Annotated in this window: 17 protein-coding genes and 1 tRNA gene; 4 read left to right on the top strand and 14 right to left on the bottom strand. The window is 41.3% G+C overall.

Annotation, left to right across the window (positions count from 1 at the left end; genetic code table 11):
* Positions 1-19 precede the first annotated feature (19 nt).
* The 6 genes from V7L31_RS02695 to V7L31_RS02670 all read right to left on the bottom strand — a co-directional run bounded on the left by V7L31_RS02695 (position 20) and on the right by V7L31_RS02670 (position 4,044).
* On the bottom strand, positions 20-1,045 hold the full coding sequence (locus V7L31_RS02695; RefSeq protein WP_334694826.1) for a glucokinase: 1,026 nt from the start codon (positions 1,043-1,045) through the stop codon (positions 20-22).
* An 84-nt stretch (positions 1,046-1,129) separates the two neighbouring features.
* Positions 1,130-1,777 (bottom strand): histidine phosphatase family protein, encoded by a 648-nt coding sequence (locus tag V7L31_RS02690; protein WP_334694825.1) that lies wholly within the window; start codon positions 1,775-1,777, stop codon positions 1,130-1,132.
* A gap of 269 nt (positions 1,778-2,046) precedes the next feature.
* Positions 2,047-2,610 carry a Uma2 family endonuclease gene (locus tag V7L31_RS02685; RefSeq protein ID WP_334694824.1) on the bottom strand — a complete coding sequence of 188 codons (564 nt, stop codon included), beginning with the start codon at positions 2,608-2,610 and terminating at the stop codon, positions 2,047-2,049.
* 38 nt (positions 2,611-2,648) lie between these two features.
* Positions 2,649-3,041 carry a type II toxin-antitoxin system VapC family toxin gene (locus V7L31_RS02680; protein ID WP_334694823.1) on the bottom strand — a complete coding sequence of 131 codons (393 nt, stop codon included), beginning with the start codon at positions 3,039-3,041 and terminating at the stop codon, positions 2,649-2,651.
* Positions 3,038-3,277, bottom strand: coding sequence for a type II toxin-antitoxin system Phd/YefM family antitoxin (locus V7L31_RS02675; RefSeq protein WP_118169736.1), 240 nt, complete (start codon positions 3,275-3,277; stop codon positions 3,038-3,040). The genes V7L31_RS02680 and V7L31_RS02675 overlap by 4 nt, the downstream gene beginning before the upstream one ends.
* Before the next feature lie 35 nt (positions 3,278-3,312).
* Positions 3,313-4,044: an ABC transporter ATP-binding protein gene (locus V7L31_RS02670; protein WP_334694822.1), complete on the bottom strand. Its 732-nt coding sequence runs from the start codon at positions 4,042-4,044 to the stop codon at positions 3,313-3,315.
* A gap of 177 nt (positions 4,045-4,221) precedes the next feature.
* On the opposite strand from V7L31_RS02670, the gene V7L31_RS02665 reads away from it, so the two are divergent.
* A complete protein-coding gene (locus V7L31_RS02665) occupies positions 4,222-5,097 on the top strand; it encodes an Rpn family recombination-promoting nuclease/putative transposase (RefSeq protein WP_334694821.1) in 876 nt (291 codons plus the stop codon).
* A 2-nt stretch (positions 5,098-5,099) separates the two neighbouring features.
* Here V7L31_RS02665 and V7L31_RS02660 read toward each other — a convergent pair whose 3' ends face one another.
* The 7 genes from V7L31_RS02660 to V7L31_RS02630 all read right to left on the bottom strand — a co-directional run bounded on the left by V7L31_RS02660 (position 5,100) and on the right by V7L31_RS02630 (position 11,132).
* On the bottom strand, positions 5,100-5,891 hold the full coding sequence (locus V7L31_RS02660) for an ABC transporter ATP-binding protein (protein ID WP_334694820.1): 792 nt from the start codon (positions 5,889-5,891) through the stop codon (positions 5,100-5,102).
* Between the two features lie 51 nt (positions 5,892-5,942).
* Positions 5,943-6,881 carry a branched-chain amino acid ABC transporter permease gene (locus V7L31_RS02655; RefSeq protein WP_334694819.1) on the bottom strand — a complete coding sequence of 313 codons (939 nt, stop codon included), beginning with the start codon at positions 6,879-6,881 and terminating at the stop codon, positions 5,943-5,945.
* A gap of 54 nt (positions 6,882-6,935) precedes the next feature.
* Complete coding sequence (locus V7L31_RS02650; RefSeq protein ID WP_334694818.1) at positions 6,936-7,559, bottom strand: Uma2 family endonuclease; 624 nt, start codon at positions 7,557-7,559, stop codon at positions 6,936-6,938.
* Positions 7,560-7,573: 14 nt separating this feature from the next.
* Entirely contained in the window at positions 7,574-8,524 is a 951-nt protein-coding gene (locus tag V7L31_RS02645; protein WP_334694817.1) for a branched-chain amino acid ABC transporter permease, read from the bottom strand.
* Positions 8,525-8,531: 7 nt separating this feature from the next.
* Positions 8,532-9,794: an ABC transporter substrate-binding protein gene (locus V7L31_RS02640; RefSeq protein WP_334694816.1), complete on the bottom strand. Its 1,263-nt coding sequence runs from the start codon at positions 9,792-9,794 to the stop codon at positions 8,532-8,534.
* A gap of 278 nt (positions 9,795-10,072) precedes the next feature.
* On the bottom strand, positions 10,073-10,396 hold the full coding sequence (locus tag V7L31_RS02635) for a DUF6464 family protein (protein WP_334694815.1): 324 nt from the start codon (positions 10,394-10,396) through the stop codon (positions 10,073-10,075).
* A 229-nt stretch (positions 10,397-10,625) separates the two neighbouring features.
* On the bottom strand, positions 10,626-11,132 hold the full coding sequence (locus V7L31_RS02630) for a hypothetical protein (protein ID WP_334694814.1): 507 nt from the start codon (positions 11,130-11,132) through the stop codon (positions 10,626-10,628).
* A gap of 202 nt (positions 11,133-11,334) precedes the next feature.
* On the opposite strand from V7L31_RS02630, the gene trmFO reads away from it, so the two are divergent.
* A complete protein-coding gene (gene trmFO / locus V7L31_RS02625; RefSeq protein ID WP_334694900.1) occupies positions 11,335-12,651 on the top strand; it encodes an FADH(2)-oxidizing methylenetetrahydrofolate--tRNA-(uracil(54)-C(5))-methyltransferase TrmFO in 1,317 nt (438 codons plus the stop codon).
* Positions 12,652-12,718: 67 nt separating this feature from the next.
* Here trmFO and V7L31_RS02620 read toward each other — a convergent pair whose 3' ends face one another.
* Positions 12,719-13,360, bottom strand: a complete 642-nt coding sequence (locus tag V7L31_RS02620; RefSeq protein ID WP_334694813.1) for a ferritin-like domain-containing protein — start codon at positions 13,358-13,360, stop codon at positions 12,719-12,721.
* A gap of 552 nt (positions 13,361-13,912) precedes the next feature.
* Here V7L31_RS02620 and V7L31_RS02615 point away from each other — a divergent pair.
* Positions 13,913-15,118, top strand: a complete 1,206-nt coding sequence (locus V7L31_RS02615; protein ID WP_334694812.1) for a murein hydrolase activator EnvC family protein — start codon at positions 13,913-13,915, stop codon at positions 15,116-15,118.
* Positions 15,119-15,176: 58 nt separating this feature from the next.
* A tRNA-Arg gene (locus V7L31_RS02610) sits at positions 15,177-15,249 on the top strand.
* The last annotated feature ends 556 nt before the right edge of the window (positions 15,250-15,805 follow it).

The following is a 15,805-nucleotide window of genomic DNA, read 5'->3' as shown; positions in this document are numbered from 1 at the left end:
TCACTGATGATGCCAGCTGTTATAACCTAGCAGCACATAAAGCAGCACCAATTAGGCCGACTTGCGAGTTAAGGATTACATACACGGGGATTTCTTCCAGGAGGCGGCGCATTCTACCTTTTTGGGTGAAATTTAATAAGAAACCACTGTTTTGGATTAAGGGCAGGATTTTGGGTGCAATTCCGCCAGCGATGTATAAACCGCCGTAAGGTAGGAGTTTCAAGGCAAGATTTCCGGCTTCTGCACCATAAGCGTCTATAAATAATTGCAAAGTTTGTTCCGAGAGGCGATCGCTACCTTGCAGTGCAGCCGTACCAATAGCAGCACCAGGATCGACGCTTTTCTCTTCTTGTCCCGCTTCTTGTTCCCAAGTTCTGACGATTTGGGCAATCTCTGGTGATTCGGTGGCAAATTTGCGATCGCGCAGAAATTGGTAAATTGCTACAATTCCCATTCCAGAAACCACGCGTTCTACAGAAATGCGCTGGATATCATGTTTACCCAGCAGGTATTTCAACAGTTGAAACTCGATTTCGTTCCGAGGGGCAAAGTCAGCGTGTCCACCTTCTGAGGGAAAGACTTGATAGTTGTTTCCTTGTTTAATTAAAAATCCTTGCCCTAAGCCAGTACCAGCACCAATAATGCCAATGGGGGCTTCGGGTTGAGATTTGCCAACTTGTAACGTGTGCAAGTCTTGTGTTTGTAAACCTAAAATGCCGTAGCCAACGGCGGCGAAGTCGTTAATCAAAGAAATATGCGGGATACCCAATTCTTGTTGTAGACGTTCGGTATCTAGGAACCAGATTAAATTGGTCAGTTTTGCAGTATTTTTGACAATGGGACCGGCGATCGCAAAACAAGCCTTTTCTGGTATTGGTGTATTAGCTTTGGCCAAAAACTGCTGCACTATGGGTACTAAATCGGGAAAATCAGCACTGTGGTAACTTTCCTGATAAATAGTACGTAAAGCTGGTGAATCTGATGTTTCAACCAATCGCAGAATAGTTTTCGTACCGCCGATGTCTCCTGCTAGTAACAAAGTCATAGAATTTATTCGTGAATTAATTACTTTTTTTGTAGGATATACCCAACGTACCAGAAGCCATGAATGCAAATCTCTATCAAAGGTTTAAGCAAATCGAATAACTTCTTCTATGTGGGTTAAATGCGAAGTATCTCCCGTTAGTTCTAATAACCATTCTGGTTCCTGGCGTACCACTTTTACCAGAGAACACAAGGAAGCTTTAACTTCTGTTTTGGCAATTTCCCCCACTAGCCCCATTGCCCCACCCAACACAGATGCGCCATGCGCCACTAGCAGGATATCCTCTGGAAAGAACTCAGTAGCTAAACATCTAGCAGTTTGCCCAGAACGTTCTCGCACTTTTTCGTGAGTTTCAGGATATTTAGCAGCGATGCGCGAGGTATAGCTGGTGTCAATTCTGGGGAATAACTCTGCTAAGGCTCGAGTTGAGAGTCTTTCGGGTTCTTCCGTCATCCAAACTGGATTTAGCCATTCACTCAAGCCTGTTTCGAGTTTGATTGGCAATTTGAGTATTTCTGCAACTGCATTTGCAGTTTGCACGGTTCGCAAGAAAGGGGAAGCGAAAATATGGCCAATATTTTCTTTTTTCAAACGTCTAGCTAACTGCTGTGCCTGAAGCATACCATCATCAGATAAGGGTGGATCGTAGCGTCGTTCGGCAGTGAGAAACCAATCGGGGTTTACGAAGTCGAGGCGGTTAGCGTGTCTTGCTATCCAGACTATTTGACTCATAGGTTTAATGATTCCGGTGAATAGAATTCGCCGCTAAACAAATAATAGATATCTGCAAGGAGGGCTACAAATATTAATATAGTATGACAAAAACGTAATAATATTTAATAATACTAATGATTAGGAAAAGTTATAAGTACTGTCAATTTAGTTTTATTTAAAGCTTTTTTAGCCAAGTTTCTAAAGCAATATCGACTAAAATCTCTAGAGAGTTAGTTCCACTGAGAATAAGTTTTTCGTATTTTTCATATATGAATATATACAATTACTTATAATTTTAACCATTCAAATAGTTGCCCTACAGTTAATTTAAAATCGCTAACTAAATCGAGAACTGGTAATATTTCTTGTTCTTCTTGTAAAAGTTCTGGTTGCTGCTTTGGCGGATAAACTAAAACAGAGCGATCGCCTGGATCGATTAACCAACCTAAACTACTACCATACTTTAAACAGTGTAGAATATTTCCGGTTACTTTAGTCTGGCTTTGATCTGGCGAAAGAATCTCAATCGTCCAGTCTGGATACGTGTGAAAAACATTTGCTACCTCTCCATTTTCATCTAAAGGAATCCGTTCCCAAGCAAACACAGCGACATCAGGGACAATTGAACGTCCGCCAAAAGTACATCGCAATTCTGGAAAACTAAGGGCAATCTTTCGATTCTCAACTATTTCATTGATAGCACTAAGTAGCTCACCCCGTAATTTGCTATGCTTTCCCTGTGACATTGGCTTTTGAATAATTTGACCGTTAATGTACTCTGAGCTAGGCTTTGTTTCTGGTAGTTTCAAAAACTCTTCTAAAGTTAGGGGTTTAGTTGGTGATTTTACCATCTGCTTAGATTTCCTAAGTTTTTACATACAACAATAAATTATGTATCGTTTAAAATTTTAACTGGGTAAGCACGAATTGCATCATCGACAGTCACAATAGTAAGGTCATGCTGCAAAGCTTTACAAATTAGCATTCGATCAAACGGATCGCGATGGATATTAGGAAGCTTGCTAAGTTGTACAACACTATCCTCTGTTAAAGGAAGACTAGTAATCAAATGCCGCTCACGCTGTATCGGCAGATAAATCTCAGGTGATTGAGGCAAAGGTAATTTGCCTAATTGATACTTAACGGTTGCTTCCCAAATAGAAATTATACTTAGATATACATCATTATCAGCATTACGAATAATCTCTATAAACGTATTAGACAAACGGCGATCACTACTAATAAACCAGAGGAAAATATGGGTATCTAGTAGGAGTTTCATTTACCCTCAAACTCACTTATAATATTCTCTGGCAGTGGTTCATCAAAATCATCGGGTACAATAAACTCTCCTGCACAGAGTCCGAATGGTCTAGAGAGATCGGGTGCTTTTACCGTCGGTTTAATTTCAGCAATTGGCTTTCCACCACGTATAATTACAAGAGTTTCCCCAGCTTCAACGCGCTGAAGGTAGCCTAATAAGTCACGTTTTATTTCATCGACACTAATCCAGTTCATAAGAAATTTATTGGATTATTACTCTACTATAATCATCACCCTAAATAAGCTTTTTTAACCCGCTCATCACTAATCAATTCTGATGCTGCACCTGTTAAAGTTATAGAACCAGCTTCTAGAACGTAACCGCGATCGGCAATTTGTAGTGCTAAATTCGCGTTTTGTTCAACTAACAAAATAGTCACACCTGTAGCACGGAGATTTTCAATAATTGAGAAGATTTCTCGGACGATCGCAGGTGCTAAACCTAAGCTAGGCTCATCTAAAAGTAAGAGTTGTGGTTTACTCATGACAGCACGTGCGATCGCTAACATTTGTTGTTCACCACCGCTAAGAGTTCCTGCTAATTGATTGCGTCTTTGTGACAAGCGGGGAAATAGCTCAAATTGGCGCTGAATATCTGCTTTGATCTCGGCTTGATTGGAGCGAATATAAGCACCCAAAAGTAAATTATCAAATACTGTTTGCCGCGCTAACACTCTGCGTCCTTCTGGACAATGGGCAATACCAAGTTGTACAACCTCATGAGTTTGGCGGCGGGTAATATTATGTCCATTATAGATAATTAGACCATTTTTAGGATTAACTACTTTACTTATGGCGCGGAGTGTAGTGGTTTTACCAGCACCATTAGCACCAATTAAAGTAACTACTTCGCCTTTTTGAATAATTAAATTAATCTTTTTGAGGGCTTGGATACCGCCATAATTTACATCAAGTTCTTGAACTTCTAAAATTGTATAGTTTGGCTTACTATCGGCTTTCATCGGCAGTTTACATCCAGAAATGTTGATTCAAAACCTAACATACATCAATCGTACATTTCTTAAAACAGTGCGTAGGCGTACCCCATCCGAGAAATTGCTTCAACTTAGAAATAAAGACCAGAATACTGCAATCTTTATGATGTACCATTAATTACTGATAAAGATATCAAGCGTCCCGTGGCAAAAGTAGCAGATATTGGTAGCAAGCGACTAATTAATTTAGCTCCAGATGCATGGGTACAATGGGTGACACAGCGTCCTGAAGTCGTGGCGAAAGAAATTCTCGGTTCTGAATTTCAGTGGATTAGCCGGGAAACAGATGTGTTGGTGAAGGCATACAGTGCCACTCACGGCGATTTTCTCGTACTCAACGAACTACAACTGCGTTACACTGCACAGATGCCTCTACGGATGAGAGCTTATGCTGCTTTGGCACAAAAACGGTATCGATTGCCAACTTACCCAGTACTGATCAACATTTTACCGCCTCCACCTACGTTAACTATTGTTAATAGTTACGAGCAGGAATTTTTAGGATTACGTGCCATCCAAGATTATCGCGTGATCAATTTATGGGAAATCGATGCTGAAATAGTCTTTCAGCAACCGCTACCATCGTTGTTACCCTTTGTGCCAATCTTGCGGGGAGGGGGAGAAGTATCAGTTGTGCAACGCGCATTACAGACGCTAAGAGCAGATGAACAACTGAACCAATTAGAATCATTGCTAGCATTTTTTGCTAGCTTTGTGTTAGACACGCCTTTAGTGCAACAAATCATGAGGTGGGATATGGCAGTATTGCGAGAATCGCCTTGGTATCAGGAAATTGAGCAAAGAGGTATTCAGCTAGGTCTTCAGCAGGGTATTCAGCAAGGCGTTCAACAGGGTGCGCGACAGCAGTTAATCCGAGTATTGCGACGACGCTTTGGTGAAATTTCCCAAGAGGTAGAAGCAAGGCTTGAGAGCGAAAGTGTGGAGCAATTAGAAAATTTAATGGATAGCGCGATCGCTGTGAGTTCTTTAGAAGAATTTGTGGTAATTTTGTCTACGTAAATTCATTCATTTCCCAAATAAGCTTCAATTACAGCCGGATCATTTCTAACTATAGATGGTTCACCCAAAGCGATTAATTGACCAAAATCTAATACAGCAATGCGATCGCACAAACCCATAACCAATGGTACATGGTGTTCTATAAGGATAATCGTCAAATTGAAGCGATCGCGCAGGCTGCGGATAAATTCACTCAATTGCTGCTTTTCGTTGGGGTTCATCCCTGCCGCCGGTTCGTCGAGAAGTAAGATTTGCGGTTGTAATGCTAAAGCACGGGCAATTTCTAGCCGTCGCTGATCGCCGTAGGCAAAGTTTTTGGCTTTTTCGTCAGCGCGATCGCTTAATCCCACCAATTCCAATAAATCTAAAGCTTTTTGCTTGGTTTTCAATTCTTCACGAGGCGCTGGTGGTAATCCTAAAACACCTGTAATCATATTACTTTTAGTGTGTAAATGTCGGGCAATTATCACATTTTCCAACGCTGATAATTCCCCAAACAACCGAATATTTTGGAAGGTGCGGGCGATACCTAAAGCCGCAATTTGATGGGGACGCAGTTGAGAAACTTCTGCACCTTGATAAATTAATTTACCGCTAGAAGGTGGAATAAAGGCAGTAATCAAATTAAACAGTGTTGTTTTGCCAGCACCATTAGGGCCAATTAATCCAAAAATCTCATATTTGTTAACACTAAAAGACACATTATTTACCGCCACCAAACCACCGAAGCGGCGAGTTAATGCTCTTGATTCTAAAACGATATTGCTGTTATTTATTGGAATACTATGTGACATTTTTGCATATTATTATGAATATAAGACTTACGCAATAACTCTCTAAAAATCTTACTCCTTTGCGCCCTTTGCGGTTCGTTTTTTTCTTTGAAAAATATCTGGAGTAATTAGACCTTGAGGAAAAAAGATTGTACCTATTACTATAAGTAAGCCAAAAATAATTAATCTCCCATCTCGCAAAAACTGCGCTAACCAATTAGGTAAACCACCAGTATCAGCAAGGCTTCGCAGAATCTCTGGTAAAGCTGTAAATACCATACCACCAACTACCGGCCCTAAAAAAGTTCTCGAACCACCAATTAAAACAAAAGTTAAATATATAATACTCGCATCAAAAGTACCTTGACGAGCATTCCAGGTATTGAGAAAGTGGGCACTAATAGCACCTACAACCCCTGCAAGTATAGCCCCTAGTGTAAATGCTAAAACTTTGTAATAAGTGGGATCAATTCCCATTGCACCCGCAGCTAATTCATCTTCGCGGATAGCGATAAAAGCTCTTCCCACGCGAATACGTTCTAAACGGTAAAGCAGCACCATACTAATTAATAGTAATGGCAAAGCAATCCATAAATATTCAAGTTGTGTTTGGAAAGGTTGAGGAACGCCAAAGATTCCGACAGCGCCGCCTGTAATATCCAGATTGAGGGAGATGACGCGCAGAACTTCCACAAAAGCGATAGTTGCGATCGCTAAATAAATTCCTCGCAATCTCAACGCCGGAATTCCCACTATTACACCCAATACACCAGAAATTATACCCGCAATCAACATCTCCAATAACAACAATGGAATAGGAAATAAACCACTGCTAGGAGTTAAAACTTTTGTGGATAAAATTGCTGCAATATACCCACCTAAAGCATAAAATCCTGGACTAGCTAAAGACAATTGCCCTGTCATTAGCGGTAAGTAAAGTGACAGTCCTAAGAGCGCCCCCAATACCATAGAGACAATTAAAGAAGCGTAAGTAGCGAAAAAATCAGCCATTTATTTTAAAGTATTTCCATATAAGCTCAATTAAACTATCGCTTTTATCAACTCTTAAGCTGTTAATATTTGCTCTGCTGTCAGCGTCAGTTCAGGAAAAGTTCGTGACACAATTCGTTCTGAACCTCTAAAATGCGTACATTGATATTTTCCCTCAGCATCTAATAGAAAAATAAACACAGCCGGTAGAAAAATAAACACAGCCGGAACTTTTGGATTTCCTAAATACTCTCTTAGCCCAATTGCTAAATAATCTACAATCCAATATTCTGTAATACCTAAGCGTTGATATTCATCTAACTTATCAATGTAGTCATCTTCCCAATTAGTTGATGTTACTTCTACAGCTAACTGGATAGGTTCTTCAAGTGCAGCATAAGCAGAACGATTTGAGCGCCATTTATCTTTGTCTATGACACTTACATCAGGCTTGCGCCCTTGTTCTATGCCATTGGCAGTTATAGTTTTAAAGACTGCTGGATTTTTTACTACGTAATTTAGATTTAGACGTTTAATTTCATCTTTGAAAGAGTCAGCCGTAAAGTCAGCTACATCATCATGATTTCTAGTTACACGCACTTCTACAATTTCTCCATCGACAAGTTCATATAAACCTGACTCTAGACATTGTTCTAAAAATTGCTCAAAAGTTAACTTTTGTTTGGTGTATGTTTTCATTACACTATGTATATTTAAACTTTCTGAATAAACCGCCGCCCTAGCAAACCTTGGGGTCTAATTAATAACATGATAAACAAAATTCCAAAGGCTACTGCGTCTTTATATCCAGAGTATTCGGTGGGTACAAACGCCTCCACTAATCCAATTACTAAGCCTCCCACCACTGCACCAGGAATACTACCTAAACCACCTAAGACAATTACCGCTAAACCCCGCAAACCAAAAGCAATACCGAAATATGGCCCTGCAATACTAACACTAGAAGCAACTAAAGTTCCGGCTAATCCTGCTAAAAAACTGCTGATGAAGAATGTTAGGATGATAAAGCGATCGCTATTAATTCCTAACAAACTAGCTGTAGTTGGATCTTCTGCGATCGCTTGCATTGCTTTACCATATTTAGTCCGATTGATAAAATAGGTAAGAATTGCCACAATCACCACTGATACAGTAAAAATTACCACCTGAACACTGCGAATCGGAATTGGGTTTTCTGGACTACCAAAATTAATCGCTGGTGGCAAATTACCGTAAGTATTTGCGGGGTATGTATAACTTTCTGCACCTACTAAATACTGGATTAAATTCACAATTACCACTGCTACCCCCAAGCTGGAAACAACAGTTAGTAAAGGATCAGATCCTTGACGGCGCAGAGGTTGAAAAGCAACGCGTTCCATCACTACCCCTACCAATCCCGCCAAAGTACTTCCTAAAATCAAGGCGATCGCAAATGGTAATTTTATCGGCAGGGCTGCATTAGCTAACAAGCCATTAAATCCAAAGTTGCCACCCATAAGTGCGTAAGTGAAATATGCACCCAAGGTAAAAATTGCGCCATGAGCTAAATTAATGATGCCTAAAATAGAATAAACCAAGGTATATCCTAAGGCAAAAATTGCATAGACACTGCCGATGGACAACCCATTTAATAATTGCTGTAAAAATAGATTAATATTCATTTAGCAATTATTTTAGAAATGTAAATTTACCTTTGCTCCCGTCTTTTTCCATCTTGATTTGGGCAACATAGAAATCTTTTTGCACAACTTCACCTATGGGAGTAAAACCAATTTCACCTAGCGGTGTATTGTATGTTCCGGCAAGTATCTGTTTGTTCAATTCTGTCCGCAGTTCTGGTAGCTGTAATTTGTTGACTTTACTCTTTTTATCTAAAGCTTGGAGTGCTTCGACATAAACCTGTACTGCTGTAAAAGCTTGAGCGCTAAATTGGGGTGGTTCTTTTTTGTATTCGTCAGTATAGGCTTTACGAAACGCCGCGTTAACTTCACCTGGATGTTCTGGACTATAAGCTTGAGCAATCAATACACCATCACAAAGGGCCTTACAAACTGGCAATAAATTCGATGTATTTAAACCATTTCCACCGACAATTAAGCCTTTATAACCAAGTTCTCGCAATTGTCGGACTAAATTACCACCATCAGCAGCCAACCCAGAAATAACGATCAAATCTGGTTTGAGATTAATGGCATTGGTGGCTTGACTTTGAAAATCTGTATCACTAGTTTGGAACTTTTGGACTGTTATTAATTCCAGCCCTTGATCCTTAACTGTTTGTTGAAAAATTTCTGTTTCTGACTTGCTAAACGCATCATTTTGTGCAAAAAAAACTGCGACTTTTTTCAGTTGGGGATTTTGCTTAAGTGCAGCTTTCACCGAATTAGGGGCAACAACGGAAACTGGTGCGGAAACACGAGCAACGTAATCACCAATTTCGGGAATGCCTTTAGCAGTATTTGATGGCCCAAGAATTGGTACTTTTGCACGTTCGCCAATGGGGTCGGCACTAAAGGCTTGCTGTGATAAAGTTGGGCCTACAATACCGACAACTTTATCTTTGTTAATGAGAGTTTGAAAAGCGTTAATTGCCCCGGCTTCATCACCACTAGTATCTTGAAAAACTAATTTAATTGGTGTGCCATTAACCCCACCTTTACTATTAAAATACTTCTCGGCAAGTTTAGCTCCAGCAACTTCCTCTTGTCCTAGTAATGCCACATTGCTAGTTTGAGCAACAGCAATACCGATGGGAATAGCACCTGATAATGTGGCGGTATCGCTTGCAGTGTTACTTGGGGTACTTGAACTATTAGTTGGAGAACTTATCGGAGGGGTATTGCCACCACCACCATCACCACCACCACAGCCTGTTAGTAGTAAAGCACAAGTTGATAATAATGCTGTTGTCCGAGCGATCGCGTTATTCATCGTTAAACAATCATGTAGTTATGAGATATTCGTAAAAAGCTCCTAATCTGCAAATCAAGTGACGCAGATTTACACTTTTGCACGAATTCTATTAAATCATTCTTATTTCACCATGCAAAGAGAAATATTCAAAGTGTTTGTAAATACAAATTATTATAATTAGTAATGATTTTATCATTCCTCTCTTCTAGTGCTATGAAGTCGCTGACAAAATCTCCTGGTTAGAGCGTCTGTGTTAACCAGGAAATTTTAGCTTGTTGAGTATTCAGTCAGAAATTTTAAGTCTTTTTTTCACTACCAGCTAATTCCTTTGGTTCGTAGTGACGGCAACCATTACACGGGCCATCGGGATTGATGGCACAGCGAATGTAGCCAGATCGAGCATTAAACTTGCAGCTGATATCGCCAATTAGATAACCCACGCCTTCTAAATAATAGCGATCGCCTGCAATCGCTCTCAAATTTTGCCGTCCCTGCGCCACAGGAAAATTCGTCGCTGCTTGTCTCATCCGTAAGCGCGATCGCTGGGTTTTGCGGATCATCCACAGGGAAAACAGGGACGGTAAAAAACCAACGGCAATCACTAAAAGTGTCTTTAACACCTTCTTTTTACCTCTTCTGTGCGCTGATTGATTTTCCCTGATTGTTGCACTCTAGTTTTACGGAAGTGCAAATATTAGGGCAGCTTTGCCTTTTTGCTAGCAACTATGGTTGCAATTAGCAAGTGGCATTGTGGTGTCAAGCAATTTTGAAAAAGAAGTTCTTTCCACCACTTCAATCAGCATAACTGCTACAACCTCAAGGGTGAGATGCCGTTGAATGTCGATAATTTTAAGATTTGTTAACTAATACCCTTTTGAACAAGCATTTGGTATTAGCCTTAGCGCCACTCTTCTTTTTTCTATGTCGCTGCGATGCTAATCTTTTTTTGGTTTGCTGACGAAGTTGCTGTGCTAAGAGTGCGGCTTCCCTTTCGGCTCGGAATAAATCAACTCTTCGCGTTGTCAAAACAAATGATTCATCCGGCTTTCGTTTCACCCAAGGGACGCTAACTGCGAAATACTGACAAATATTTTTGTATGCGTCCTGAATTACTGCTGGGTAACGTTTTTGAGTATTTAGTGTGTTCGCGATCGCTTTCAACTCCAATATCGCTGCTTCTAACTCCGCTGCCATCTGATTAATGCGTTCGACTTGCGTGATTAAACGCTCCTGTTCACTGATGACTTTTTCCTCTTGGGGTTGCAATGGCACTATAGCAGTAGTTACAGATGTCGGCTGCAACAGCGAAACTTTCAACAAAATGGGCTTTTTGTCCGTGGTTTGAATTTTTTTCATACTACTACCTCAAGTAAGGCTAGCTGACTTGTAAGGCATTGTAGCAGTAATTTAGTACAAACGTACTAAATTACTGCTACACTCAGAATTCAGAATTCAGAACTCATTACTCATTACTCAGAACTCAGAACTCATTACTCATTACTCATCATTTCTGTGATGCTGATGGATACTTATATATATGGGAATTAAAAATTTAACTATGGAAAAACAGCCGATACAAGTAATTGGAGGTGGACTAGCTGGGACAGAAGCAGCGTGGCAAATAGCTCAAGCGGGAGTACCAGTAATTCTGCATGAAATGCGTCCAAAGCGATTTAGTCCTGCTCATCATACAGAACATTTAGCAGAACTAGTGTGTAGTAATTCCTTTGGGGCAATGGCAAGCGATCGCGCAGCAGGATTATTGCACGAAGAGTTACGCCAACTAGGTTCTATCGTCATCTCCAAAGCTGATGAACACGCCGTTCCAGCTGGTGGGGCGCTAGCTGTGGATCGGGGACAATTTGGCCAAGACTTGACTGAAACTTTAGCCAGCCATCCTTTAATTGAATTCCGTCGGGGTGAAGTGTCTGCGATTCCCGAAGGAATTGTGGTTTTAGCAACCGGGCCTTTAACTAGTCCCGACTTAGCAGAAGATTTGCTCCGCTTTACAGGTATGGAATACCTGAGCTTTTTTGATGCAGCGAGTCCGATTATTGTCGGAGAATCGATTAACCGTGACATTGCTTTTATGGCATCACGTTATGACAAAGGCGAAGCCGCTTATCTCAACTGCCCAATGAATAAAGAGCAGTACTTGCATTTTCGAGAAGAACTTTGTAAAGCTGAACAAATAGAACTCAAGGGTTTTGAACGGGAAACAGCGAAATTTTTTGAAGCCTGTTTACCCATAGAAGAATTAGCACATCGGGGGGAAGATACCATGCGTTACGGCCCCCTAAAGCCAGTAGGATTGTCAGATACTCGCACAGGGGAACGTCCTTATGCTGTGGTGCAGTTACGACAAGAAGACAAAGCCGGTCAACTGTGGAATATGGTAGGATTTCAAACTAATCTGCGTTGGGGCGAGCAAAAGCGCATATTTCAGTTAATTCCCAGTTTGGAAAAAGCGGAGTTTGTGAGGCTGGGAGTAATGCACCGCAACACTTTTATTAATGCTCCCCAGTTAATGCATTCTACCTTGCAATTTAAAGCGCGTCCGACATTATTAGCTGCTGGACAATTGATTGGTACTGAAGGCTACACCGCTGCGGCTGCGGGTGGCTGCTTGGCGGGAATTAATGCAGCACGGTTAGCTTTGGGTAAAGAAGCTTTGGTTTTACCACCAACAACAATGATGGGTGCGTTATTGGAATTTATTAGTTCTGCTTCGCCCAAGCATTTCCAACCAATGCCGCCCAACTTTGGGATTTTTCCCGATTTAGGAGTGAAAATCAAAAGTAAACCAGAGCGTTATGGACGTTACCGCGATCGCTCTTTAGCTGATTTGGCAAACTGGAAAGTTAATCGTAATTAATGGGCATTGGGCATGGGGCATGGGGCATTGGTTATTAACTTATCTCCCTCATCTCCCCACTCCCCATCTATACTTTCAGCACCCAAGCTTGACGATTCTCAGAGCTAACAAAAGGCGCTGGTACGATTTCGATATCCACTCCGAGGGCTTTGAAAGTGGCACGAATAGCAGCAGCATGAGCAGACTCAGTAGAGCCGATACTCGCCCCGATAGTAATCAATTTTGGAGTTTTCAACTTAGCAATTTCTTGGCTATAAGCGATCGCAGCATCTATCTCTAGAGCTAAAGCCAACTTGGCAATATTCACATCACTATCCAAGTTCCCCTCACCCCTTTTGATGTAAGATGAAACATCATAACTAGACCCTGTTTTTACTGGAGTTCCTCCCAAACTCTTGATCGTAGCTGTTAAAGCATCTCGATGGTTTTTATGATCCGCTTGGTTGCGGAGTGCCAAAGCTAAAACAGTTTTACCAACCTCAGTACTAGTTAGTTTGCCAGCAGCAGCACCATAAGCCCAAATTGCCTGGTGTTCGTAATAAAGAGCATTATTCAGAATTTTTATATCGTTTCGCCCAGCAGTTGTTAGAGCATCAGCCTTCTGGGCAATCAGCGGCAAACCTAACGCAGTCGCTATACCACCAACTGCTCCACTCACTATTACCCCACGGCGGGAGGATTTTTTGCTTAAAGGATTTTGAGAGTCCATGAGTTAGTGTCTCCTGAAGAAATCACGGTTTTACGATGCGGAGATGAAAATGAGGGCATACCCAGGGCACAAATAACCCTGCAAGTACTTTCTTGGGAAAACAATAATTTTTCCCAAGGAATAGTTCTAATGATGTTCACTTTCCAGGCCAATGACTGCTCATTTTTAACTCATTTTGGTGGCAATGGTGTCAGCAATTACACTACATTTGGATCAGTAAGAGGGCAAAAATAAATCAAACTATGTTTTCCCACCTCTACCAGGTTTTCTACATATCTTTCAGTTTTGATCGGTACTGCATAATCGAGATTAAACCAATACAAGGATACTCCCACCACCGCTAAACCTGGACACACCAAAGTGATTAAGAGAATTACTATCAGTGTATTTATATATACTACCTGCTAATATATCTGCTCAATGCTGACATAGCTGGAATCCTTGTGTTACAACTTGGCAGACCAATTTAATAATGCGTTGGAGTGGGTGAATCAGATTTTGGGAATAATCCTCATAGTGTTTGAAAGCATAGTTGTGGTGGGGCTTCGCACTATGAGAGCGCGATTTCTAGAAAAAAAGCAGATTTATTGCTGTTTCTCGATTGCATTTTGCTGCATCTTGTGGATTTGCTTGGCATTAATTCCAGCCTACGCAACATCCACAGGATCTATTGATAATTTGCGACAACAGCAACAACAGATGAACCAGCAGCATCAGAGTGTGGTTCAAGATCGCGATCGCTTAACAAATCTCCAACGAGAGGCTCAAAAAAACCTCACTGGCTTAAAGCAAAATGTGCAAACTACAGATAGCTACATTCAAGAGAGCGAATCACGATTACAACTCGCCGCCCAACGTCTCCAGAAGTTAGAAGCTGATTTAGATGTGGCGGAACGTTCATATCAGGAGCGTCAAGTAGCAACAGTAGCACGATTGCGTTATCTCCAGCGATCGCCTGCTTCTTTTGGATGGGCAGTTTTGCTTGAAAGTGAAAATATCAGCGACTTTTTCAGCCGCCGTCATCAGTTGAAGTTAGTCTATCAGGCAGACCAGAAAATTTTGCTAAAACTCAACACCCAAGCAAAGCTGATCGATCAACAAAAAACAGAAGTAGAACAGCAAAAAAATGAAATTGCCTTGATTCGTGAGCAACTGCTGGCACAAAAAGCCGATTATCAAACTCAGGCGCAATCGCAATCAGAATTGATTCAACGCCTCAATAGCGATCGGCTGGCCTTGGAAGCAGCACAAAATCAGCTAGAAAGGGAATCGAAAAATCTCGAAGTCTTGATTAAACAAAAAGTAGCAGAAGCCAGATCCTCAGAAGAAGCCCAAACAAAAACCAACAGCCGTACAAATATCATCATCCGGGGAACTGGTGTCATGACATATCCCAGCGATGCTCCTACTAGCAGTCCCTTTGGCTGGCGGATACACCCTATTCTTGGCTATCGTCGTTTTCACGCCGGCTTAGACTTTGCCGCTAGTTATGGCAGTAAAATTCGGGCAGCCGATTCAGGAAAAGTAATTTTTGCTGGGTGGTATGGTGGCTATGGCAGAGCAGTAATTATCGACCACGGCAATGGTCTGACGACACTCTACGGTCATACCAGCGAGTTGTATGTCACCGAAGGACAAGCAGTTGAACGCGGACAAGCGATCGGTGCTGTCGGTTCCACGGGTTTCTCAACTGGCCCCCACCTCCACTTTGAAGTTCGTCGCAATGGTACACCAGTCAACCCCACTGATTATCTTTAAGTCATTGCCAATTCAACTGCAAACTTGATCGCAGGCGTGCTATAATTAGAAATAATGAGGGCGCGTAGCTCAGTGGATAGAGCAACAGATTCCGGTTCTGTGGGTCGGGGGTTCAAATCCCTCCGCGCTCGTTACCTTTACAAAACTAACCACAAAATCGAGAGGTTATTTTCTCTCAGTTTTCTCTCACAGGATAAAACCAATCTACCCTATGAGACAGAATTGCAACGGATAGCTACAATAGATTTTCTGAGTGCGTTAGCTATCCCATCCATCGTAAAAGCGCAGTTACACGCTTTAGCTACACGCTTATCACCGAGTTTGAATTGTAGAAGGATATAAGTACCACTAGCTTTATTGTCTTTTTTGAGTCCTATTCCTTTGGCTAATTCTAATAGTTATCTGTCTCGCCCATCACTGCTTCCTAAATATTAGACTTGAATCCTTACCATTTATCTTCAAAGTTACCTGATAAATAAAGACATTTAGGATTTCAAACCCACATTCCGCTAATCAAGCAATGTCAGCCTCATGTCCTGACAATTTCTCACGATAAAGTAGAAGTCGAAATATCTAGTTTTTGAAGCCCGTCTGGCATCACCGTGCCAAAACGGGAAAATTGTACGCTAAGGCTAAAAGCCTTCCCCCATAAGCATCTTAGCCACCCATTTTTCAATAACATCCGTA

It is taken from the genome of Nostoc sp., from assembly GCF_036916655.1.
GTDB lineage: Bacteria > Cyanobacteriota > Cyanobacteriia > Cyanobacteriales > Nostocaceae > Nostoc.
This window is presented reverse-complemented; position numbering and strand designations above follow the sequence as displayed.